We start from the raw sequence: 22,384 nt of genomic DNA on the forward strand, positions 1-22,384 counted from the left end.
ATCCTAATAAACGGAACATCATCCGACGATGAGGGCCTTCCCTATGTCGTCGCAACTACTTTGCGCCGCCGGCCAGCCAGTGGGCAACGGATTTGGCGTCCGATTCCGGCAGGGTCTGCGGCGGCATGGGGATGGCGCCCCACACGCCGGATCCTCCCGACTTGATCTTGCCGGCCAGGTAGTCCAGTGCATCGGCGCGCCCTGCATACTTCTTGGCAATGTCCCGGAAGCTCGGACCGACGAGCTTGGTATCCATGCCGTGGCACGCAACGCAGGTGTTCTTTTGCAGCAGCGCCAACGTGCCGTCATTCCCTGCCGCTGCGGCGGGCTTGGCCGCACCTGCGGCTGCAGCGGCTTGCGGGGGTGCCTCCTTCGTTCCACCAGCCGGGGAGGCGGCGGCGACCTGCGCAGCCAGTGCGTCACTCTCCTGCAACGTCTTCGCTGGCGGCTTGGAGGTATCGACGCCATGCTGCGCGCCGAAGGGGCGAACCTGGGTGGCCAGGTTGCCATGCGCGTTGCGCGCGAAGTCCGGCAGCTGGGAAGCGACCTTGATCTCGGGCAGGCAGTCTTTCATGCATGCCTTTGCGTTCACGTCGGGCTTTCGCCTGCCGAACTCCGGTCCTGGCCACATGGCGTGATCGGTCGTCATGCCGTTTCGGTTGGGCAACAGCGTCTGGGCTTGCGCGATGTTCCTGTCGGACAGCGTGTAGTCGTCCGGGACGATCTCACCCATGTTGAGGATGTAGGCGGTCACCGCATAGACCTCGTCCGGCGACAGGGATTTCGGTTGTGACCACGGCATGGCGCGGTGGATGTAGTCCCAGAGGGTGGACAGTGTCGGGATCTTCATCAAGGTCGTGCGGCCCGGAAAGCCTCGATCGTTCAGGCGAGCCACTTGGCCGGACTTGATGTCTTCCTTGGTCGTGCCGCCGACGATCGGGCTGAAGACCTCGTTGCTCTCGCCGAAGACACCGTGGCAGGAGGCGCACTTGCCCTCCCAGACCTCCATGCCCTTCTTCACGGAGCCGGAGCCCTTGGGCAGGCCCTTGAAATCGGGACGCACGTCGATGTCCCAGGCCTTGATCTCCTTGGGCGTGGCCGCACGGCCGATGCCAGGATAGGCCGCCGGCTGCGCTGCCGCCACACCCGCTGCCATCAGCAGAAGAGCACTCGTTGCGATCTCACGAAAGCTGGACATTCTTCACCTCGCCGCTTTCCTGGACCAGCCACGTCTGGATCGCGTTGTTGTGGTAGATCGACCGGGTGCTGCGCACGGCCCGCAACTGCTGGTAGGTCGGCTGCACGTAGCCGGTCTCATCCATCGCACGACTCTGGATCAGCGCCGGCTTGCCGTCCCAGACCCAGTCCAGGCTGAAGCGCGTCAGGCATTTGGAAAGCAGCGGGGACTCGAGTCGTGCGGTTCGCCAGTTGCGCCCGCCGTCCACCGACACATCCACGCGCTTGATCTTCCCGCGGCCGGACCATGCCAACCCGGACACGCTGTAGAAGCCCTTGTCCAGCAGCACTTGGCCGCCCGATGGCGTCGTGATGACGCTCTTGCATTCCTGAATGCTCGTGTACTGGCGGCTCCGCCCACCGGGCATGAGGTCGACGTAGTGGATCGTTTCGTCCTTGGTGCCGTAAGGCTTGTCACCCACTTCGATGCGCCGCAGGTACTTGACCCAGCTGACACCCTGGACGCCCGGCACCACAAGCCTCAACGGATAGCCGTTCTCCGGTCGCAGCATCTCCCCGTTCTGCCCGTAGGCCACGAAGACCTCGCCGCTCTCCACCAGTTCCATCGGCACGGTGCGCGTCATCGAGGAGCCGTCGGCACCTTCGCCAAGGACGAAGCGGCCGCGCTTGTAGTCGACCCCGCACTTCTCGAACAGGGTTCTCAGCGGTACGCCCGTGAACTCGCTGCAGCTGATCATGCCGTGGGTGTACTGGCATGTGGGGACCGCCACGTTGCCCCACTCCATGCCGGTGTTCGCACCGCATTCGATGAAATGGAAGCGCGAGACCGCAGGCAGGCGCATCAGCTCGTCCATGGTGAACACCTGGGGCGACTTGACGATCTTGTCGTCGGAGCCGTTGATCATCAGCCGATGCTTCGACGGGTCGATGTCCCACCAGCCCTGGTGATGGCGCTCGAAGTGCAAGCCGCTGGGCGTGACGATGCCGAACAGCGACTGCAGGGGCGCGAACGACACCGACGCCTGCGTGGTCTGGGTCAGGCCCGGGCTCTGGCGACGCTGCACATTCGTCTCGAACTTCGACGGCTTTCCGTATCCGTCGGTGACCACGGGCTGACCCAGGCCCTTGCTATGTGCAGGCAGGTCGAGGATATTGCTGTCCCCGCCATCCGGCGGCGGCGCCCCGGGCGCGGACAAGGCCAGCGGCGCCGCGACTGCCGCGCCGGCAGCGGCAAACGCATTGCGGATGAAGTCGCGTCGTCCCGCCTTCCCCTCGTTGAAGACCTGGCGGATGCCGGAGGCGTCGAGGAAGCTTTCAGGCGCCTTGAGCAGACGACCAGGGTGGGAGTTGTCAGGGTTCAAAGTGCCTCCGGCTGTCGGTGATCCAGTCCCACTGGCATGCATACGGAAATGGATGATTCGACGGTCGCCCTGCCTGCGCTGGGCTCTGGAACGTTCGTCATCCATGAAATCTGCGCATTGGCATATCGTGTTGTACGAATATTAGCGACTAGCGATGTATTGGCGATGGAGGAAAACCCGTCAACTCAGATCTGCGCTGCCTGGCAAGTAGGGCGAGAAGCACGAAGGCCCGTGCGCAGCGCACGACAACCAAGCGTGGATCATCAGCAATGACGAGTCGCCCAGGGGCGCAATCGGCAGACCGCCGCCGCAATACCCCCAGGGCTGGCGGGAGGTCAGCGGGCGGTCAGCGGTGGACCGCTGCAGGCACCAGCCGGTCCGCGAGGGTGAGATCCTCCTCGCCCTCGAGTTCGATCGCGACCTGGACGCAAACGGCACGACAGAGACTCGCGACGCGTTCGCTTTGCAGCTTGTAGTAGATCTGGGTACCTTCGCGGCGCTTGGACAACACCCCGCTGCGGTACAGCATGCTCAGGTGCTGAGACATGTTGGGCTGCGTCGTATCGATCTCCGCCAGAAGCTCGGAAACGTTCTTCTCGCCGTGACACACGGCACTGATGATCTTCAGGCGAATGGGCGTGGAGAGCACCGAAAATAGTTCCGCCACGGATTCGAAGACGAGGTCTTCAGTTTCTCTTCTGCTCATGAGGCACCGTTCAAGAACCGTTGGTCAATATATTTCGGGAGCAGCGACGCAGGGGCAGTCGCAGCCTTGTGATGGTACCGCCCGCCCCTCGGGCGAGCAAGGCGATGGCGAGCCGCCATCGCACCTGCTACTTCGCACCCGACACCACCCACTCGGCCAGTGTCTTGGCATCGCCATCGCTCAGGGCTGGCTGAGCAGGCATGGGGATTGGGCCCCACTTTCCGGCCCCCCCCTTCTTGATACTCTCAGCCAGCTTGGCCGCAGCATCGGACTGGCCCGCGTATTTCCTGGCAATGTCCTGGTACGAAGGTCCGACCAATTTCTTGTCGACCGCATGGCATGCAAGGCAGGCGTTCTTCTGGGCGAGCTGCATGTTGGCCTGAGCCGGCGCAGTGGCGAATGCCACGAGGAGCGGCAAGGCGTAAAGCGAGTTCTTCAAGGGTTTGCTCCTGTGGGACGAGGCCGCTTACGGCTGATTCGTTGTATGCGGATCTGATGATATACAGACCGGCCCCTGTTGCGCATTCAGGGCTTGTACGGATACGGCACCAGGAATGCGGGCGGATCTTCGACGCATCGCGACTTCCGGCGCACGTCGTCAAGGCGGGTAACCCGAGTCATCGGCCGTATATCCTTCCGCCGAAACCCGCCGGCGCTCCCTCTCAACGCGATCCACACGCCACGTCATGACGCTATCAGAACTGCAGGCTGCCACTGGCTGGGTGCTGTGGGCCAGCTTCGCCGTCGCCCTGCTCTTCGGCGCGGTGGCACAGCACACCCGCTTTTGCACCATGGGTGCCATCGCGGATATCGCAACCATGGACAGCTGGTCACGCATGCGCAGCTGGATGCTGGCCATGGGCACGGCCATCCTGGGATTCAACGGCATGGTGGCACTGGGCTGGATCAGCGCGGCAAACACGATCTATGCCGGATCTTCCGTGCTCTGGCTGTCGACGCTGGCCGGCGGCGCCCTGTTCGGCGTGGGCATGGTTCTGGCCTCCGGCTGTGCAAGCAAGAACCTTCTGCGAGCCGGCGCTGGCAACCTCAAGGCGGTCGTGGTGCTGGTCGTTGTCGCCTGCAGCGGTTTCGCGACGCTCAAGGGCATCACGGCCGTGCTGCGCAGCGCCACTGTGGACCGCGTGCACGCGAACCTGGCCGGGGGTCAGGACCTTCCATCGATCCTTGCGCGGCTGACCGGCCTGGACGCAGCCGACGTCGCCGGCTTCGCCGGCCTGGTCATCGGGGGCCTCCTCATTGCGGCAGCGTTGGTTCCGCGTGACGGGCGGAGCAAGGAATCGATGCTTGGTGGTTTCGGGCTCGGCGCGCTGGCGGCGTGCGCCTGGTGGATCTCGGGCGTGCTGGGCCACGTGCAGGAGCACCCGGAAACCCTCGAGTCCGTCTATATCGCCACCAGTACGCACCGCATGGAAGGATTCAGCTTTGTCTCCGCCACGGCGTATTCCCTGGATTACCTCCTCTTCTTCAGCGATGCCAACAAGTTCGCCACCATCGGCATGGTTTCAGCACTCGGGCTGGTGCTAGGGGCCATGGGCCATGCCGTCGCCACGCGTTCCTTTCGGTGGGAGTCGTTCAGGAACGTGGATGACATGCGCAACCACCTCGTGGGCGGGGTCTTGATGGGCGTCGGCGGCGTGACGGCCTTCGGTTGCAGCATCGGACAGGGTGTCACCGGGCTTTCGACTTTGAGCCTTTCCAGCTTCATGGCCGTCTCAGCCATGATTGCCGGCGCCTATGCAGCGTTGCGTTTCCAGCTTTGGCGGACGGAGCGCTCCCTTTCCTGACACTGACCGGCGGGCGCGGACTCGAGCGCTGGAGCGCGGGTTTGTACCCGCCTCGAGGTGATGCCGGATCTCTAATATCCGTATACGCGCATATTGCGTTTTATGTACGCTGGTCGCATGTCTCCCTTGGTGCAGTCGCAGCGCCGCGCTGGTCTGTGTCCCGTTGCAGCCAGTTGGGGATATCTGCGCGGCTTCCAAAGGATCTCCATGAGTTCTCACCCCTATCCCCAAGCCGCAGGATGGCGTCCTTCGGCCCAGGACGTGAGCAGATCGGACGATGGCCAGGCCGTGCCGCGGGAGGCCGCGACGCCAGCGATCGCGACACCGACGCTCAATGATCGGTGGCTCTCCCGACGCAGCGCCTTCGACTGGCTTTTCGCAGTGCTGGTAGTGGCAGGCGGGTTCTTCGGCTTCTGGCGCTATTCGGCCGCGATGGACGGCTACGAGAAGAGCATTCTTCTCGCCACCATGCCTGCCGCCATCTGGCTGGGCTGGTTCTGGCGGCCGCTGCGCATGCTCGCGATCATGGTCGCCGTTGCGTCCCTGGTTGCGATCGCATCCTACCAAGGCGATCTGGCACGTGCGGACAGCATGTTCTGGCTCAAGTACTTCCTTTCAAGCCAGTCGGCCATCCTATGGATGAGTGTCCTGGTCTTCATGAGCACGACTTTCTACTGGATCGGCTTCTTTGCAGGGAAGCAGGGCGACACGATGGACCTCATCGGTTCTCGCCTGGCTTGGGCCGCGGTGACCATGGCCTTGATCGGCACAGCGGTGCGGTGGTACGAAAGCCACCAGTTGGGTCCGGGCATCGGCCACATTCCCGTGAGCAACCTCTACGAGGTGTTCGTGCTGTTCACCTGGCTGACGGCGGCGTTCTATCTTTACTTCGAGTCGCGCTACGAAACCCGCTCACTCGGAGCATTCGTGATGCTGGTCGTCAGCGCGGCGGTCGGCTTTCTGCTGTGGTACACGCTGGTGCGCGAAGCGCACGAGATCCAGCCGCTGGTGCCTGCGCTGCAAAGCTGGTGGATGAAACTGCACGTTCCGGCGAACTTCATCGGCTATGGCACCTTCGCGCTGTCCGCCATGGTGGCATTTGCCTATCTGATCAAGGAGCAGGCAGACGAGACGCGCTGGCACAAGCTCACGCCCATGTGGCTGCTCGGAATTGCGCTGTGTTTCGTTCCGGTGGCGTTCCGCCAGCGCGTGCAGGAAGCGGGCGGCAGCTACTGGGTCGTGTATGCCGGGATCTCCGCTGTGATCGCCGCGGGCATCCTGCTGGGGCGAAAGCGCATCGCTTCTCGCTTGCCGTCGAACGACGTGCTCGACGACGTCATGTACAAGTCCATCACGGTGGGATTCGCGTTCTTCACCATCGCCACGGTCCTGGGCGCACTTTGGGCAGCGGATGCCTGGGGTGGCTATTGGAGCTGGGACCCCAAGGAAACCTGGGCCCTGATCGTCTGGCTGAACTATGCCGCGTGGTTGCACATGCGGCTGGTCAAGGGCCTGCACGGAACTGTATCGGCATGGTGGGCGCTGGGCGGCCTGGGAGTCACCACGTTCGCTTTCCTCGGCGTCAACATGTTCCTGAGCGGTCTGCATTCCTATGGAACTCTCTGATCCGATACGACGTGATTTCCTTGCTGGGTTGATCTCAGCCGCTGCGCTGGCTGCCGCCGACCCGGTCCGGGCATCGGATGGGCCCATTGCCCTCCCCGTGGTCCGACTGCTCGACGGCACCAGGTTCGCCCCGCAGGTCCGCGCCGGAAAGGCGCTCATCCTGGTCTTCTGGGCCACCTACTGTCCGTACTGCGCGCGGCACAACGCGCACATCGAGAAGCTCTACAAGCGAACCCGCGGCCTGCCACTGCAAATACTGTCGGCGGCCACGGATCGGGACCCGGCCGTCGTGCGCGCGTACATGCAGCGCAACGCCTACACCTTTCCCGTGACGCTGGACAGCGAGGCGCTCAAGGCGCCGCTGACGCCGCGCAAGGTGATGCCACTGACCTGCTGCATCGATCGCCGAGGCGTGCTGCGTCCGGCGATCCCCGGCGAGATGCTCGAAGAGGACGTACTCGACCTCGCCAGGCTTGCCGGATGAGCAAGAACATGCCCTGCACGCTCACACCAGCCCCTCGAGGCAGAAATCCCACGCGTCAGTCCACCTGAGGCCGCCGTGGATTTCCTAAAGTCGCGGTCCTTCTTGACACAGGCGAGCTTTGGAAGGCTTCAGGGTCGCCTCCGCCTGAGCCCGGCCTGTCGATAAGCTCGCCACTTGCCGCAGCGGCTGTGTCCACTGCGGCCAGCTTCGGCAATCCTGATTTCCTTGCTGCCCGAGGCGGCAAGGGACGGATCGCACCTCGGCGCTCTTCGATGAGTTTCGAATATTGGAACTCAGCTTCCGTAACGCCGCCCCCTCTCCTACAGTCACCGCATGATCCAACGGCTCCGGCACCAATCCGACGTGGCGGCGGTCCGCGAGGACGACCCCGATTTCTCGGGGACGCTGGCCAAGGGCCTGATGATCCTGCAGGCCTTCCTTCGCGAGTCCCGGCCCTATGCCAACAGCGAGCTGGCCGAGCTGCTCGGGCTGCCGCGGCCCACCGTGTCGAGGCTGTGCCGCACGCTGCTGGCGCTCGGCTATCTCGACCGCGACGAGCGGATCGATCGCTACTTCATCGGCCCGGCGGCAGTGGCACTAGGCTATCCGTACCTCGCTTCGATCGGCCTGCGCTCGCAGGCCCGGCCGGCCATGCAGGCGCTGGCCAACCAGGTCCGCGGGGCAATGTCGATCGGCGTGGCGATGGGGCTGGACGTGGTCTACGTCGAGACCTGTGCCTACCAGCGCGGCACGCTCGCCAAGCCCGACGTGGGGGCGCTGCGCAGCGTGGCGACGACGGCCATCGGCCGCGCCTGGCTGCATTCGCTCGACGAACCCTCGCGCACCGAAGTCCTGCGGGAACTCAAGGCGCAGCGCCCCGACGAAATGGCACGCTGCGCGGCAGCGATCGACGAATCGCTCGCCATGCAGGAGCGTCGCGGGTTCGCGGTGAACTTCGGCGATGCCGGCTTCGGTGTACAGGGCGTCGCGCTGTGCTCCCGCATCCGGCACGGCACGCGTTACCTGATTTTCAACTGCGCCGTGCCTGGCACACAGGTGCGCGCGGAAGAACTGGTCGACACACTCGGCCCCCGGCTGGTGGACCTGGTGCGGCGCTGCGAGCGTACGGCCGGTATCGCCTGAGGAACACGAATCTTCCTGGAGACCCAGACAACATGATCCTGGACCCCCTTTTCTCCCCTCGCAGCGTCGCCATCGTCGGCGCCTCGCAGAACGCCCGGAAGGTCGGCGGCATGCCGGTGCACCTGCTCGGGCAACTGGGCTACGCCGGCGCTATCTACCCGGTCAATCCCGGCGCCGCCGAGGTGCAGGGGCTGAAGGCCTTTGCCTCGGTCGCCGAGCTGCCCGAGCCGGTCGACATGGCCATCGTCGCAGTACCCGCGGGCAGCGTCGAGCCGGTGATCGAGCAATTGGTCGCACAACGGGCGCGCGCCGCCGTGGTGCTGAGTTCCGGGTTCGCCGAGATGGGAGAGCAGGGCGCTGTGGTGCAGGCCCGCATGGCGGCCTGCGCCCGCAAGAGCGGCCTGGCGCTGCTGGGCCCCAACTGCCTGGGCGTGATGAACCTGCGGCAGAAGCTGTTCGCCACCTTCTCGCCGGCGCCGCTGGCGGGCGTGCCGCAGGTCGGCTCGGTTGCCATCGTCAGCCAGAGCGGCGCCTTCGGTGCCTACGCATATTCCCTGGCGCGAAAGAACGACCTGGGCCTGAGCCACTGGGTGACGACCGGCAACGAGGCCGCGGTGTCGGTGGCCGACGTGATCGATTGGCTGGCCGACGACGCGGACACCCAGGTCATCCTCGCGTACATCGAGGGAGCGCGCGACGGCGCGGCCCTGCAGCGCGCGCTCCTCAAGGCCCGCGCCGCCGGCAAGCCGGTGATCGTGACCAAGGTGGGCCGCACCGCGGCCGGCGCGCGCGCCGCCATGTCGCATACCGCCAGCCTGTCGGGCGAAGACGCGGTCTATCAGGCAGTGTTCGACGCCACCGGCGCCATCCGCGCGCGCACGGTGGACGAGATGTTCCGCCTGGCCCAGGCCTTTGCGCTCGGCATGCCGCCGGCCGGGCGCCGGTTGGCGATCGTCACAGTCTCGGGCGGCGTCGGCACGCTGATGGCGGACTCGGCCTCGGACGAAGGCCTTGAATTGCCGCCTCTGCCCGCCCCCGTGTGTGAGGCGCTGCGTGCGCGCATCCCCTTCTGCGCCACCGACAACCCGGTCGACGTGACCGGCCAGGTGACGGCCGACCTGCCGGTGCTGGGCATGGCGATGCAGGGTGCGGCCACCAGCGGCGAGTACGACGCGCTGGCGATCTTTGTCGCCGCCGCGCTCGGCTCACCGGCCCTCGCGCCGCCCATTGTTCAGATGGTGCGCGAGACCCTCGCCGCGGCGCCGCAGATGCCCGTGGCGCTCTCCGGCATCGCAGACGATCAAACGCGGCGCGCCCTGCTGGATGCCGGCTGCCTGGTCTACGAGGAGCCTACCCACGCAGTGGAGGTGTTGGCCGCCAAGGCGCGCTGGGCGGCGCACCGCGCCGAAGAAGTCGCGGTGCCAGCGCCGCTGGCTCAGCCGCCTGCGGTGCTCAACGAAGTCGAGGCCCTGGCCTTCCTGTCCCGGCACGGCGTGCCGCCCGCGCCGCATCGCCTGGCGCATTCGGCCGAGGAAGCGGTGAGCGCCTGGAAGGCGCTGGGCGGCCAGGCGGTGCTGAAGATCGTCTCGGCCGACCTGCTGCACAAGAGCGACGTCGGCGGCGTGCGCGTCGGCTTGCGTAGCGAGCAGGAGGTCCGCGAGGCCCACGACGCGATCGTCGCCTCGGTCACCCGCCTCGCTCCGCGGGCACGGCGCCAGGGCCTGCTGGTCGCGCGCAAGCTCGATCCGCTGGCCGAGGTGATGCTGGGCGCGCGCCACGACCCGGTGTTCGGCACGGTGATCGTGCTCGGCCTGGGCGGCGTGGCGGTCGAGCTGCATGCGCGCACCGCCGTGCTCACCGCGCCGACGAGCGCAGCGCGCGTGCACGCCTGCCTCGCGGGTCTGGGCATCCTGAAGCTGCTGGGCGGCTGGCGCGGCCGGCCCGCAGTGGACGCGCAGCCGCTGGTGGACACGGTGCTGCGCTTCGCCGACATCGCGGCCGCGCTCGGCCCGCGCCTGGGCACGCTGGAAATCAACCCGCTAATCGTGACGGCCGAGGGCGTGGCCGCGGCCGATGCAGTGGTGAGCTTCGTGCCCGCCTGAGCCCCAAACCCGAACACAAAGGAGACAAGTGATGAATGCACTTCCGAATGGCGCGCGGCGCCGCGCCCTGCTGGCCTGCGCCACCGCCTTGGCCGCGGCGCCCTGGTCGACGGCGCTGGCCGCAGGCCCCGAGGGCAAGCCGATCCGCCTGGTGGTGCCCTTCCCGGCCGGCGGCGGAACCGACGTGATGGGCCGTCTGCTGGCGCAGACGCTGGGAAGTGAATTGAACTCCACGGTGATCGTCGACAACGTGCCCGGCGCCACCGGCACGATCGGCAGCGCCCAGGTGGCGCGCAGCGCACCCGATGGCCACACGCTGCTGCTCGGCATCAGCGCCACCCACGCCATCGCGCCGGCCCTGTTCAAGGACCTGAAGTACCGCCCCGAGCAGGACTTCACCGCCATCGCGCGCATCGCGCATGGCGGCAACGTGCTGGTCGCCAACCCCCGATATCCCGCCAACTCGGCGCCCGAGATGGTGGCGCTGGTCAAGCGCTCGGGCGAGCCGCTGATGTACGGCTCTTGGGGCAACGGCTCGGGCGGGCATCTGGCCGGCGAGAGCGTGCGCATCGCCACCGGCATCAAGATGGAACACGTGCCGTACAAGGGCGTCGCGTCGCTGCTGCAGGACCTCGTGGGCGGCCAGGTCCAGGTGGCGATGGCCGACGTGGCGGGCGCCCTGCCGCTGCTGCGCGCCGGCAAGATCAAGGCGCTGGCAGTGACAGGGCGCAAGCGCTCCTCGGCGCTGCCGCAGGTGCCCACGCTGGCCGAAGGCGGCATCGCCTTCGACACGGAGAGCTGGTTCGCGCTGTTCGCCCCGGCACGCCTGCCCGAGGCCGAAGTCCAGAAGCTGTCGCAAGCCACTGCGCACGCGCTGCAGCGGCCTGAAGTGGTCGAGAAGATCAACAGCCTGGGCATGGAAGCCGACCCGGTGTCGCGCGCGGACTTCGCCAAGCAATGGCACGCCGACATCGCGACCTGGGCTCGCATCGCCAAGCTGAGCAATGTGAAGATGGATTGACGGCACCACCAACCTACCGAGACCTTCCGGACATGAACTCGACCTCTGCTTTCCTGAGCACCGTGCACGCGTCGCCGCAGGCCGCCTGGATCGCCCACGCCGCGGTGCCGGCCGTGGTGGCGGGCTATCCGCTGCTCGAATCGGTGCGCACCTGCCACGTGCAGACGGCACCGGGCGCGCCGGCCTTCGGCCGCGCGCCTTTCAACACCTTCGGCCACAGCCGCGAGCGCTGGACCGACCGCGACCGGGACATTGTCACGCCGGCCAACGACCTGCTCTACAGCAATGCGTGGGTCGACCTGCGGCAGGGGCCGGTGTTCATCACGGCACCGGCGCAGGCGGGGCGCTACTTCGTACTCGAGCTGCTCGACGCCTACACCAACAACTTCCACAACATCGGCACGCGCAACGTGCCGCAGGCGGGTGGGCGCTTCGCGCTGCTCGGGCCGGATGCCGGCGCCGATGCAGGTGCCGCGCTCCCGCACGACGTGCAGGTGGTGCGCTGCCCGACGGCGCTGGTCTGGGTGCTGGGCCGCGTGCTGGTCGATGGCGATGCCGACGTCGAGGCTGCCCGCGAATTCCAGGCCGGCTTCTCCATCGAGGGCCCACCCGCGGCCGAGCCGCCGGCGAGCGTGGCGCGCTGGCAGCAGGGCGGCGACCCGGCGCTGGATTTCTTTGCCAACCTGGCGCGCGCGCTGCACGACTTTCCGCCGCCGGCGTCGCAGCGCGGCGTGTTCGACGTGCTGCGCGCCGCGCACGTGCCGCTGCCCGCCGACGGCATGCTGGCCGAGCTGCGGCCCACAACGCTGGAAGGGCTTCGCTCCGCCTACGACAGTGGGATGCGCATGATCGAAGGAACCACGCGCGCTGCTTCCAAGGCACCCTGGCGCTACTCCACGCGCCTGGGCCGCTATGGGGACGACCTGATGCTGCGCGCCGCCACCGCCTGGAAGGGGCTCGGCGCGCTGGCGGGCGACGAGGCCATCTATGCCACCACCGACTACGACGATCAGGGTGAGCTGCTCGACGGCTCGCGCCTGTACCGGCTGCACTTCGAGGACGGCGGCCGCGTGCCGGCCGCTGCCTTCTGGTCGGTCACCCTGTACGGCCAGGACCGCTACCTGTCGCCGAACCCGATCGGGCGTTACGCCCTCGGCAACCGCAGCCCACTGGAGCGCAACCCGGACGGCGGCCTGACGCTGTACGTGTCGCGCGAGCGACCGCCCGGCCCGCAGCAGAACTGGCTGCCCGCGCCGGCCGGCGGCTTCTACCTGATCCTGCGGCTCTACCACCCGCAGCAGGCCTTCCTGAATGGCAGCTACCGCCTCCCCCCCCTGGAGCGCGTCGCATGAGCCCCCGCCCGGTCGTTCCGAAGGCGGCTCCTACCGCAGCCGCAGGCGAAGGTACTCCAATAGGCACCGAAGAAATTTCACAAGCGGCTCGCGACGCCGTGATCCACACCCTGCCGCTGTTCGAGATGGCGCGCATGCGCGCCGCCACCTCGCCGCGCAAGCACCCCGTGCACGGCTTCGCGGCCAGCGAGCCGACCTCGACCCTGCGCTGGGTCAACCTGTTCACCCACACGCGGCGCCTGCTCACGCCCAATGACCGCGAAGTGGTGACGCCCAACAACGACACGCTCTACACCAACGCCTGGCTCGACCTCTCCGACGGCCCGCTGGTCATCGAGGTGCCCGACATGGGTGAGCGCTACTGGACGTTGGGCTTCCTCGACATGTGGACCAATCCTTTCGCCTACGCCGGGCGGCGCACCACCGGCAACCGGGCACAGCGACTCTTCGTCCACGGGCCCAGATGGCGCGGCGAGGTGCCCGCGGGCCTGGTCGGGATCGCGGCGCCCGGTGCGGACCTCTGGATCATCGGCCGCATCCTGGTCGATCCCGATGAAGCCGACATTGCAAGCGTCGGGGCCCTGCAGCAGCAGTTCGCGATTCTGCGCGCGAGCGATCTCGAACCGGCCGCGCGCATCGTCGACACGGTGATGAACGGACGCAAGACCGACACGCCGGACGCCGACGAATACGCGGCCATCGTTGACGCGGCCTGGGCGCGCAATCCGGCCGCAGAGGATGACACTGCGGCGCGCGCAGACTGGCATCGGACGAAGGCTGAAGGTGTTGCGGCCCTGCAGGCGGCGCTGGTGCAGGTGTGCAGTTCGCTTCGCCACGAGGCGCAGGCCTCGCAGGTGGGCGGCGGCTGGAGCATCCCGGTCACCGTCCGCAATGGCTACGGCACGCAGACCCTGCTGCGGGCGCGCGTCGCGCGCAACCTCATCGGCGCACTGGGGATCGAAGAGGCCATGTACCCGGTGGCCGAGGTCGATGCGGAGGGACTGCCGCTGGACGGGCGGCATGCCTACGAGCTGTACTTCCCGCCCGGCGCGGCGCCGCAGGTCGATGCCTTCTGGTCGCTGACGATGTACCGCAAGTCCACCTGCCTGCTGGTTGACAACCCGATCGACCGCTACTCCATCGGCGACCGCACGCCCGGCCTGCGCTACGAGGCGGATGGCGGGTTGCGCATCGCGATCCAGGTCGATGCGCCCAGCGACCCCGGGGCCAACTGGCTGCCCGCGCCGCGCGAGCCCTTCTACCTGACGCTGCGCTTGTACCAGCCGCGCCGGGCGCACCTCGAATTCAGCTTCACCTATCCGCCGCTTAGGCGGCTGGACTGAATCCACGCAAGACTCGAACAACGGAGACATGACGAATGACGACCCGAAGAAACTTCATCGCGCAGGCAGCCGCCCTGTCCTGCGCCTTCACCTGGGGCGGCAGCGCGCAGGCGCAGGTGGCGGGCGCCTGGCCCGAGAAGCCCGTGCGGCTGATCTCGCCATACGGCGCGGGCGGCTCCAACGACATCTCGGCACGCATCCTCGCCGAGCAGCTGGGCAAGCGCCTGGGGCAGCAGTTCATCGTGGAGAACAAGCCTGGCGCGGCCACGCGCCTGGGCAACGAGCAGGTGGCGCGCGCCGCGGCCGACGGGTACACGGTGCTGTACGCCGCGGCGCCCTATGCCACGGTTGAGAGCCTGTACGGCAAGCTGAGCTACGACCCGCGCAAGGACCTGCGCGCGGTGAGCCTGGCCGTGACAGCGCCGGTCTTCCTGATCGTCAACGCCAACTCGCCCTTCAAGACCGTGGACGAGCTGGTCGCGCACGGCAAGGCCGACAAGGAGCGCGGCCTGACCTTCGCGTCGCCCGGCAGTGGCTCGGGGCCGCATCTTGCAGCCGAGCTGTTCTTCAAGGAAGCGGGCGTCAAGGGACTGAACGTGCATTTCCGCGGCGACGCCACCGCCTACACCGAGCTGCTGGCCGGCCGGGTGGATGCGACGATGACCGCGATCACTTCGGCGCTGCCGCACATCCAGTCCGGCAAGCTGCGCGTGCTCGGCGTCGCCACCGAGCAGCGCTCGCCGGTCTACCAGGCAGCACCGACGCTGGCCGAACAGGGCTATCCGAACGTGATCGGCTACGGCTGGTTCGGCCTCATGGTGCCCGCGGCGACGCCGCAGCCCATCGTCGACCGCCTGGCGGCCGAGGCCAAAGCCGTGCTCGCCGACGCCGCGATGAAGCAAAAGCTGGCCGGGCTGGGGCTGCAGGCCGTGGGCAGCAGCCCGGCCGAGTTCGCGGCCTTCGTGGACAAGGAGATGGTCCGCTGGAACCAGATCATCAAGCAGGCGGGGATCAAGGGCGAATAGCCCTCGGGCGCTATTAGCCAATAGCGCCCGCTCATTAGTAGCTCGCGCCCGCGCGCCTGCGACTTTGCGCCGCTACTCCACCGTCACACTCTTCGCCAGGTTGCGCGGCTTGTCCACGTCCGTCCCCCTCGCACACGCCGTGTGATACGCCAGCAACTGCAGCGGCACCACGTGCAGCATCGGCGACAGCGCTCCGTAATGCTCGGGCATGCGGATCACATGCAGGTCCTCGCCGCGCTCGATGTGCGTGTCGCCGTCGGCCAGCACGTAGAGCACGCCGCCGCGCGCACGCACCTCCTGAAGGTTGCTCTTGAGCTTTTCCAGTAGCGCATCGTTGGGCGCCACGGCCACCACCGGCATCTCGCTCGTGACCAGGGCGAGCGGGCCATGCTTGAGCTCGCCGGCGGCATAGGCCTCCGCGTGGATGTAGGTGACTTCCTTGAGCTTGAGCGCGCCCTCGAGCGCGATCGGGTAGTGCAGGCCGCGGCCCAGGAAGAGCGCGTTCTCCTTGCGCGCGAAGTCCTCGGCCCAGCTGATGATCTGCGGCTCCAGCGCAAGCACGGACTGCAGCGCGACCGGCAGGTGCCGCATCTCCTTCAGGTAGCGCGCCTCGTCCGCTTCGCTCAGGCGCTCCTTGGCCTGCGCCAGGGCCAGCGTGAGCAGGAACAGGCCCGCGAGCTGCGTGGTGAAGGCCTTGGTGGAAGCTACGCCGATCTCGACGCCGGCGCGCGTGATGTAGGCCAGCTTGCATTCGCGCACCATCGCACTGGTCGCGACGTTGCAGATAGTCAGCGTGTGCGCCATGCCCAGCGAGCGCGCATGCTTCAACGCGGCCAGCGTGTCGGCTGTTTCGCCCGACTGGCTGATGGTCACGACCAGGGTCCTGGGATCGGGGACGGAGTCGCGGTAGCGGTACTCGCTCGCGATCTCGACCTGGGTCGGGATCTTCGCGATGCTCTCGAGCCAGTACTTGGCGGTGCAGCCGCTGTAGTAGCTGGTGCCGCAGGCCAGGATGAGCACCTTGTCGATCTCCTTGAAGACGCGCCAGGCGGCGGCGCCCGGCGCGCCGTCCTGGCCCACGCCGTCGAACAGCTCGGGCACGATGCCCTCGATGCCCTCCAGCGTGTCGGCGATGGCGCGGGGCTGCTCGAAGATCTCCTTCTGCATGTAGTGGCGGTACGGGCCCAACTCGGCGGCGCCGCTGTGGGCGAGCACGGTGCGCACCGGGCGCGTAACCGGCTTGTGGGCGCGATCGGCGATCCAGTAGCGGCCCGGCTGGATGTCGACCAGGTCGCCCTCTTCGAGGTAGACGATCTGGTCGGTCACGCCGGCCAGCGCCATCGCATCGCTGGCGAGGAAGTTCTCGCCGCCCTCCTGCCCCACGCCGAGGATCAGCGGCGAGCCGGCGCGCGCGCCCACGACGCGGTGCGGCTCGTCGCGGCAGATCGCCGCGATCGCGTAGGCACCCTGCAGTTGCAGCACACTGGCCTTCAGCGCCTCGAACAGGTCACCGTCGTAATGGCTGTCGATCAGGTGGGCGATGACCTCGGTGTCGGTCTGGCTCGCGAACACATAGCCCTTGGCCTGCAGCTTCGCGCGCAGCGCCTCGTGGTTCTCGATGATGCCGTTGTGCACCAGTGCCACGCGACCAGGGCGGGCCCCATCCGCGCCCACCCCCGGGCCGTGGCTGAAATGCGGATGCGCGTTGTGCACGGCCGGCGCGCCGTGCGTGGCCCAGCGCGTGTGGGCGATGCCCGTGCTGCCTTCGATGCGATCGTCGCGCACCTGCGCCAGCAGGTCGGCCACGCGGGCGGTGGTACGGGCACGCCCCAGGCCGCCTGAATGCACGGCCACGCCGCAGGAGTCGTAGCCGCGGTATTCGAGGCGCTGCAGCCCCTGGACAAGGATGGGGACGATGTTGCGGCCGGAGACGGCGCCGACGATGCCACACATGGAGAGCTCCTGCGATTGAAGTTCGAGGATGGTAGTCAGGGCGACTTGAAATTTCTCATCAAAATAGCCAAAAAGCGAGACTCAGGATTTCGCCATCTTGGGCGTTTGACAGAAAATTTCAATAAACTGATGCAGATGAAATCTATCACCCTGGACTCGGTGGACTGGCAGCTGCTCGAAGCGCTCCAGCAGGACTCGTCGCAGAGCAACCTGTCGCTTGCCGAGCGCTTCGGCCTCTCCGCCGCAACCTGCCTGCGGCGCGTGCGCCGGCTGCGCGAGTCGGGCTGGATCGTGCGGGAAGCCGCCGTTCTCGACCCCGCGCGGGTGGGTGCCCTGCTCACGGCGGTGATCGAGGTCTCGCTGGACCGCCAGGACGCCGCCGCGCTGGAGGCCTTCGAGGTGCGGGTGGTTGCCGACCGCGCGGTGCAGCAGTGCTACCGCGTCTCGCCCGGCCCGGACTTCGTGCTGATCGCCACCGTGCGCGATATGCCGGGCTACCAGGCGCTCGCGCAGCGGCTGTTCACCACCGATGCCAGCGTGCGTAACGTGAAGGCCTTCTTCAGCGTCAAGTGCGCGAAGTTCGATCCGCGCGTACCGCTGCCTACGCCTTCGGCGCTTTCTGTGGCCGCTTCCAGTTCGCGAAGCTGACCTGCCGCCCCCGGGAGATGGTCAGCACGCCGGGCTCGGTGCTCTTGGTCACGGTCGAGCCGCCCCCCACCGTGCCGCCGGCGCCGATGGTGACCGGCGCCACCAGCACGCAGTTGCTGCCGACGTGGACGTCGTCACCGATCACCGTGCGATGCTTGTTGGCACCGTCATAGTTGGCGGTGATGCTGCCGGCGCCGTAGTTCACGCGTGCGCCCACGCTGGCATCGCCCAGGTAGGCCAGGTGGTTGGCCTTGGCGCCTGCGGCCAGCGTGGAGTTCTTGACCTCGACGAAGTTGCCGATGTGCACGTCGGCGCCCAGGCGGGTGCCGGGCCGCAGCCGCGCGAAGGGGCCGACCCGCGCGCCTCCGCCAACCGTCACGCCGGCCTTCTCGCCGTCGATATGGGTGAAGGGATGGATCACCGCGCCGGTCTCGATGCGCGCATTGGCGATCACGCAGTTGGCCCCCACGCGCACGCCGGCGCCGAGCGACACCGCACCCTCGAAGACGCAGTTGACATCGATCTCGACGTCCGACTCGCAGGCCAGGGTGCCGCGAACGTCGATGCGCGCCGGATCGGCCAGCCGCACGCCCTGCGCCATCAGCGCATCGGCCTGGCGCCGCTGGTAGGCGCGCTCGAGCGCGGCAAGCTGGGCCGGCGTGTTGACGCCTGCCACCTCCAGCGGGTCGTCGATGCGGTGCGCGAGCACGGGCACGCCGTCGATGGTGGCGAAGCCCACCACGTCGGTCAGGTAGTACTCGCCCTGGGCGTTCTTGTTGTCCAGCCGCGCCAGCCAGGGCTTGAGCAGTTGGGCCGGCACGGCCATTACGCCGCTGTAGATCTCGCGGATGGCGCGCTGCGCTTCGCTCGCGTCCTTCTCCTCCACGATCGCCTGCACCTCGCCCTCGCCCTCGGCAGCGGGCGCACGCACGATGCGCCCGTAGCCCGTCGGGTCCTCGACCCGGATCGTGAGCAGCGCGAGCCGGCGCCCGGCGCTCTGGGCGATCAGCGCGCGCAGGGTGGCGTCGCCGATCAAGGGCACGTCGCCCGAAAGCACCACCACCGTGCCGTCGTCGGGCAGAAGCGGTGCAGCCTGTTGCATCGCGTGGCCGGTGCCCAGTTGCGGCACCTGGCGCGCGAATTGCGGCAGCGCGCCTGCAGCACCCTCGCAGAGCGCGGCCTCGACATCGGTGGCGCCATGGCCGGTGACCACCACCACCTTGCGCGCGCCGATGCGGGTGGCCGTGTCCACGACGTGCGCCACCAGCGCGCGGCCACCTAAACGATGCAACACTTTGGGCAGGCTGCTTTTCATGCGCGTGCCCTTGCCGGCCGCCATGATGACGACATCGACCGGTTGCCGGTTGTCCTGCGGAGTCTTGTTCATGCCACTTTCTCGAATGCTTTGGGTCTGGCTGGCGCGAATTATCGGTGTGCTGCTCGCCGCCGCGACGCTGGCGGCCTGCAGCACCCTCAAGCTGGCCTACAACAACCTGCCGGAGCTGAGCTATTGGTGGCTCGACAGCTACCTGGACTTCGACGGCGCGCAGACGCCCCGGGTGCGCGACGACCTGGCCGAGCTGCTCGCCTGGCACCGCCGCCACGAGCTGCCCCGCCTTGTCGAGCTGCTGCGCCGGGCGCAGGCGCTGGCGCCCGACGATGTCACGCCCAAGCAGGCCTGCGAGTTCGCCGACCAGATCCGCGAGCGGCTGCTCGCAGTGGCCGTGCAGGCCGAAGGGCCCGGCACCGCCCTGGCGCTGAGCCTGGGCGAAGCCCAGCTGCAGCACCTGGAACGCAAGTACGCGAAGAACGACGCCGAGTACCGCAAGGAGTGGCTCGAGCGCGGCCCGGCAAGCTGGCAGGAGAGGCGCTACGAGCGGCTCCTCGAGCGCAACGAGGACTTCTACGGCCGGCTCGAGCCAGCGCAGCGCGAAATGCTGAAGCAGCAGGTGGCGCAGTCCGCCTTCGATCCGCATGCCTTCGACGCCGAGCGCCGCCGGCGCCAGCAAGAGGTGCTGGCGCTGCTGCGCCGCTTCCAGACCGAGCGAACGCCGCCTGCCGAAGCGCGGGCAGCCATCCATGCCTACGTGCTTCGCGTCGCCGAGCCGCCCCCGGGTCCGTGGCGCGATCGCCAGCAGGCGCTTCGGCAGGAGGGCTGCCGCAATCTGGCCGCGCTGCACAACACGGCTGGCGCGGCTCAGCGTGAACACGCCGTCCGACGCCTGCGCGCCTACGAGCGGGACCTCGGCGAATTGTTCGCCGAGCACTGAACGGCGCGGTAGAACATTTGTTTACACTCAGCGCGACTTTCCTACACTCTCCATGAACATCACGCTCTGCACGCTCTTCGAGAAAAACTACCACTTCGGCGTCGCCGCGTTGGCGAATTCGCTGATCGCGGCCGGCTACGAAGGCGAGCTGTGGGTGGGCTACCGCGGCGCCCTCCCCGGCTGGATCGTCGACGCGCCGGCCTTCGACCGCGCCAGCGGCCGGCTGCAGGTCGCTCCCGGGCTGACGCTGTGCATGCTGGAGCTCGACACGCCGCTGCACTTCACCTACTACAAGCCCACCTTCATCCGCGAGATGCTGGAAAAGCACACCCCCCAGGCCGACGTCTGCGCCTATATCGACCCGGACATCGTGGTGAAGTGCGACTGGCCGTCGCTGGCGGGCTGGTTCACCGAAGACGGCATCTCGCTGGCCGAAGACGTCAACTGGTGCTTTCCGGCGCGGCATCCCAAGCGCCTGCTGTGGGCGCGCTTCTTCGCGCCGCACGGCGCTGCGCCACGGCGCGGGCTGGACCGCTACTACAACGCGGGCTTCATCGCGGTCTCGCGCGCGCACTTCGATTTCCTGGACCTGTGGCGCCGGCTGTGCGACCTGGTGGTGGACTACAACGAAGGCGCCAAGCAGCTCAAGGCCGGCGGCTCTGCCGCGCTCTTCCATTCGACGGACCAGGATGCGCTCAACTTCGCGCTGACGGTGTGCGAAGCCCCCCTGAACACGGCGGGCCCGGAGGCGATGGACTTCGCGCCCGGCGGCTACTACCTCTCGCACGCGATCGGCTCGGTCAAGCCCTGGCACGGCGGGTTCATCGGCCAGGCCCTGCGTGGGCGGCCGCCGTCGCTCGCGAGCAAATGGTATTGGCGCTACGCCAATGCGCCGATTCGCGTGTATTCCGATGGCGAGCTGCGCAAGAGCCAGCTGGCGTTGAAGATCGCGGCGGCGATCGGGCGGGTCTACAAGCGCGCCTGAGCGTCATCGGAGGGCGGGGGTTTGTCCTTGCGCCACTCGACCCACCGCACCGCCAGCAACACGTACTGGTAGAAAAAGTTGGCCAGGCTGGTGGCAATGCCGAACCACAGCACCGAGCGCAGATCGCTCACGCCCACCAGCCACAGGTAGAGCACCTGGGTGACCAGCGTCACTGCGATGCTGTAGGTCTGGCCCGACGTCGCGCCGCGAACCGAGAGCGTGCGAAAGGCAAAGCCGGACGCATTCATCACGATGGATGCCAGGAACACCATCCATACCAGCGGCGCCATGCTCGCGTACTGCTTGCCCAGCAGCAGGATCCAATACTGCGGAAAGACGACGGACGTCAGCAGCACGGCTGTGCCCATGGCGAAGTAGGCCACATGGGCCTGCGCCACGATGGTGCCCAGGCGCGGGCCCATCGGCGCACGCGCAATCGCGGGGAACAGCAGCACGTTTGTCACGCGATCCACCACCATCAGCACCATGGCGAGCCGGCCAAAGGCACCGACCTCGGCCAGCATGCTGGAAGTGCCGAACAACGACACCAGGAACACAGTGATCACACCCTGCACCTGGTAGAACACGCCCGGCAGTACCAGCGGCTTCGCAATGCGCAGGATTTCGGCATCCACCTTTTTCGAGTCGGCGGCGTGCAGGTCCGCGTCGGGCACCTGCTGCTTGCGGAAGGCGCCCCGGTAGAGCAGCACGCTGACGAAGCTGGCGGCGGCCGTTGCAGCCACGATGCCGACCATCGACCAGGAGGTGATCGGCAAGAGCAGCACCGCGCCCACGAATGCGATGCGCACGCTGTGCGAGGCGAGCGCGATGCGGTTCAGGGTGCTGATCTGGCTGAGGATGAGCAGCACCGTGTTGGCGTAGTGCTCCCGAAGCGTGAGCAGGACCACCGACACCATCAGCAGCGAGCCCGCCAGGTAGGCGGCGCCGGACCAGCCGTGCTGCTGCGAGCTGTAGTACCAATAGGGCCCGACAAGCGCCAGTCCCAGCGCCAGCAGCACCCAGCGCTTGCGGAAGACCTGGTGGCACACGCCCACGACCCAGGGCCGCTCGTTCGCGCGCTGGCCGACGATGGGCATGCAGCAGTGTGCAAGCCCCAGGTCGGTCACCCCCAGGATCAGGGTCATGCAGGCCACCAGGAAGGTGTACGCCGCATACTGGTCCTTGGGCAGCACGTTGACGATGAGCAGGCCGGCGATGCCGCCGATGGCCACGCCGAAGGTTTCGACGCTGCCGACCATGGCGATCTGGCGCAGACGGGGCAGGAGCTTCACGGATGAGCGGGCGACGGTCAATGGAGTTGGCCGGCGGCTGCCGGGTCGAGACTTCATCCGCGCGGGCGGAC

Annotated in this window: 19 protein-coding genes; 12 read left to right on the forward strand and 7 right to left on the reverse strand. The window is 67.5% G+C overall.

The genetic code is table 11. The features are described 5' to 3' along the window. Nucleotides 1–55: 55 nt before the first annotated feature. From APY03_RS14210 to APY03_RS14225, 4 genes are all read right to left on the reverse strand, one after another. On the reverse strand, nt 56–1,198 hold the full coding sequence (locus APY03_RS14210; protein ID WP_068677835.1) for a c-type cytochrome: 1,143 nt from the start codon (nt 1,196–1,198) through the stop codon (nt 56–58). Beyond that, on the reverse strand, nt 1,182–2,558 hold the full coding sequence (soxC, locus tag APY03_RS14215) for a sulfite dehydrogenase (protein ID WP_068677836.1): 1,377 nt from the start codon (nt 2,556–2,558) through the stop codon (nt 1,182–1,184). The genes APY03_RS14210 and soxC overlap by 17 nt, the downstream gene beginning before the upstream one ends. Before the next feature lie 346 nt (nt 2,559–2,904). Further along, nucleotides 2,905–3,264, reverse strand: a complete 360-nt coding sequence (locus tag APY03_RS14220) for an ArsR/SmtB family transcription factor (protein ID WP_068677837.1) — start codon at nt 3,262–3,264, stop codon at nt 2,905–2,907. A 127-nt stretch (nt 3,265–3,391) separates the two neighbouring features. After that, complete coding sequence (locus APY03_RS14225; protein WP_068677838.1) at nt 3,392–3,703, reverse strand: c-type cytochrome; 312 nt, start codon at nt 3,701–3,703, stop codon at nt 3,392–3,394. A 247-nt stretch (nt 3,704–3,950) separates the two neighbouring features. On the opposite strand from APY03_RS14225, the gene APY03_RS14230 reads away from it, so the two are divergent. The 9 genes from APY03_RS14230 (at nt 3,951) to APY03_RS14270 (ending at nt 15,165) form a co-directional block, all read left to right on the forward strand. Beyond that, nucleotides 3,951–5,069 carry a YeeE/YedE family protein gene (locus APY03_RS14230; RefSeq protein ID WP_068677839.1) on the forward strand — a complete coding sequence of 373 codons (1,119 nt, stop codon included), beginning with the start codon at nt 3,951–3,953 and terminating at the stop codon, nt 5,067–5,069. 288 nt (nt 5,070–5,357) lie between these two features. After that, nucleotides 5,358–6,695, forward strand: a complete 1,338-nt coding sequence (gene ccsB / locus APY03_RS14235; protein WP_443082818.1) for a c-type cytochrome biogenesis protein CcsB — start codon at nt 5,358–5,360, stop codon at nt 6,693–6,695. 97 nt (nt 6,696–6,792) lie between these two features. After that, complete coding sequence (locus APY03_RS14240; protein WP_180988668.1) at nt 6,793–7,179, forward strand: TlpA disulfide reductase family protein; 387 nt, start codon at nt 6,793–6,795, stop codon at nt 7,177–7,179. Nucleotides 7,180–7,512: 333 nt separating this feature from the next. Beyond that, the gene (locus APY03_RS14245) at nt 7,513–8,322 is read left to right on the forward strand and encodes an IclR family transcriptional regulator (RefSeq protein WP_068677841.1); all 810 of its coding nucleotides are present in this window, start codon (nt 7,513–7,515) and stop codon (nt 8,320–8,322) included. Between the two features lie 32 nt (nt 8,323–8,354). Then, nucleotides 8,355–10,424: an acetate--CoA ligase family protein gene (locus APY03_RS14250; RefSeq protein ID WP_068677842.1), complete on the forward strand. Its 2,070-nt coding sequence runs from the start codon at nt 8,355–8,357 to the stop codon at nt 10,422–10,424. 31 nt (nt 10,425–10,455) lie between these two features. After that, nucleotides 10,456–11,445, forward strand: coding sequence for a Bug family tripartite tricarboxylate transporter substrate binding protein (locus APY03_RS14255; protein ID WP_068677843.1), 990 nt, complete (start codon nt 10,456–10,458; stop codon nt 11,443–11,445). Nucleotides 11,446–11,477: 32 nt separating this feature from the next. Next, the gene (locus APY03_RS14260) at nt 11,478–12,797 is read left to right on the forward strand and encodes a DUF1254 domain-containing protein (protein ID WP_068677844.1); all 1,320 of its coding nucleotides are present in this window, start codon (nt 11,478–11,480) and stop codon (nt 12,795–12,797) included. Then, the gene (locus APY03_RS14265; protein ID WP_083944351.1) at nt 12,794–14,140 is read left to right on the forward strand and encodes a DUF1254 domain-containing protein; all 1,347 of its coding nucleotides are present in this window, start codon (nt 12,794–12,796) and stop codon (nt 14,138–14,140) included. Before APY03_RS14260 ends, APY03_RS14265 begins: the two co-directional genes overlap by 4 nt. 35 nt (nt 14,141–14,175) lie before the next feature. Continuing rightward, a complete protein-coding gene (locus tag APY03_RS14270) occupies nt 14,176–15,165 on the forward strand; it encodes a Bug family tripartite tricarboxylate transporter substrate binding protein (RefSeq protein ID WP_068677845.1) in 990 nt (329 codons plus the stop codon). Between the two features lie 72 nt (nt 15,166–15,237). Here APY03_RS14270 and glmS read toward each other — a convergent pair whose 3' ends face one another. Then, complete coding sequence (gene glmS, locus APY03_RS14275; RefSeq protein ID WP_068677846.1) at nt 15,238–17,118, reverse strand: glutamine--fructose-6-phosphate transaminase (isomerizing); 1,881 nt, start codon at nt 17,116–17,118, stop codon at nt 15,238–15,240. Nucleotides 17,119–17,253: 135 nt separating this feature from the next. Here glmS and APY03_RS14280 point away from each other — a divergent pair, with 135 nt between their 5' ends. Beyond that, entirely contained in the window at nt 17,254–17,766 is a 513-nt protein-coding gene (locus APY03_RS14280) for an Lrp/AsnC family transcriptional regulator (protein WP_068677893.1), read from the forward strand. Here APY03_RS14280 and glmU read toward each other — a convergent pair. Further along, complete coding sequence (glmU, locus tag APY03_RS14285) at nt 17,720–19,153, reverse strand: bifunctional UDP-N-acetylglucosamine diphosphorylase/glucosamine-1-phosphate N-acetyltransferase GlmU (protein ID WP_068677847.1); 1,434 nt, start codon at nt 19,151–19,153, stop codon at nt 17,720–17,722. The genes APY03_RS14280 and glmU overlap by 47 nt on opposite strands. Between glmU and APY03_RS14290 the strand changes: the two genes are divergently transcribed. Next, nucleotides 19,152–20,036, forward strand: coding sequence for a DUF6279 family lipoprotein (locus tag APY03_RS14290; RefSeq protein ID WP_232081227.1), 885 nt, complete (start codon nt 19,152–19,154; stop codon nt 20,034–20,036). The genes glmU and APY03_RS14290 overlap by 2 nt on opposite strands. Nucleotides 20,037–20,088: 52 nt before the next feature. Next, nucleotides 20,089–21,021, forward strand: coding sequence for a hypothetical protein (locus tag APY03_RS14295; protein ID WP_068677849.1), 933 nt, complete (start codon nt 20,089–20,091; stop codon nt 21,019–21,021). Here APY03_RS14295 and APY03_RS14300 read toward each other — a convergent pair. Then, a complete protein-coding gene (locus APY03_RS14300) occupies nt 21,006–22,313 on the reverse strand; it encodes a hypothetical protein (protein WP_146039259.1) in 1,308 nt (435 codons plus the stop codon). The genes APY03_RS14295 and APY03_RS14300 overlap by 16 nt on opposite strands. Between the last annotated feature and the right edge of the window lie 71 nt (nt 22,314–22,384).

It is taken from the genome of Variovorax sp. WDL1 (genome assembly GCF_001541225.1).
GTDB lineage: Bacteria > Pseudomonadota > Gammaproteobacteria > Burkholderiales > Burkholderiaceae_C > Variovorax.

Coding starts and splice junctions, on each gene's coding strand:
- APY03_RS14255 (WP_068677843.1), top strand. CDS start 10,456: ATGAATGCACTTCCGAATGGCGCGCGGCGCCGCGCCCTGCTGGCCTGC.
- APY03_RS14230 (WP_068677839.1), top strand. CDS start 3,951: ATGACGCTATCAGAACTGCAGGCTGCCACTGGCTGGGTGCTGTGGGCC.
- APY03_RS14220 (WP_068677837.1), bottom strand. CDS start 3,264: ATGAGCAGAAGAGAAACTGAAGACCTCGTCTTCGAATCCGTGGCGGAA.
- APY03_RS14250 (WP_068677842.1), top strand. CDS start 8,355: ATGATCCTGGACCCCCTTTTCTCCCCTCGCAGCGTCGCCATCGTCGGC.
- APY03_RS14260 (WP_068677844.1), top strand. CDS start 11,478: ATGAACTCGACCTCTGCTTTCCTGAGCACCGTGCACGCGTCGCCGCAG.
- glmU (WP_068677847.1), bottom strand. CDS start 19,153: ATGAACAAGACTCCGCAGGACAACCGGCAACCGGTCGATGTCGTCATC.
- APY03_RS14210 (WP_068677835.1), bottom strand. CDS start 1,198: ATGTCCAGCTTTCGTGAGATCGCAACGAGTGCTCTTCTGCTGATGGCA.
- APY03_RS14295 (WP_068677849.1), top strand. CDS start 20,089: ATGAACATCACGCTCTGCACGCTCTTCGAGAAAAACTACCACTTCGGC.
- APY03_RS14245 (WP_068677841.1), top strand. CDS start 7,513: ATGATCCAACGGCTCCGGCACCAATCCGACGTGGCGGCGGTCCGCGAG.
- APY03_RS14280 (WP_068677893.1), top strand. CDS start 17,254: ATGAAATCTATCACCCTGGACTCGGTGGACTGGCAGCTGCTCGAAGCG.
- APY03_RS14270 (WP_068677845.1), top strand. CDS start 14,176: ATGACGACCCGAAGAAACTTCATCGCGCAGGCAGCCGCCCTGTCCTGC.
- APY03_RS14265 (WP_083944351.1), top strand. CDS start 12,794: ATGAGCCCCCGCCCGGTCGTTCCGAAGGCGGCTCCTACCGCAGCCGCA.
- APY03_RS14290 (WP_232081227.1), top strand. CDS start 19,152: ATGCCACTTTCTCGAATGCTTTGGGTCTGGCTGGCGCGAATTATCGGT.
- glmS (WP_068677846.1), bottom strand. CDS start 17,118: ATGTGTGGCATCGTCGGCGCCGTCTCCGGCCGCAACATCGTCCCCATC.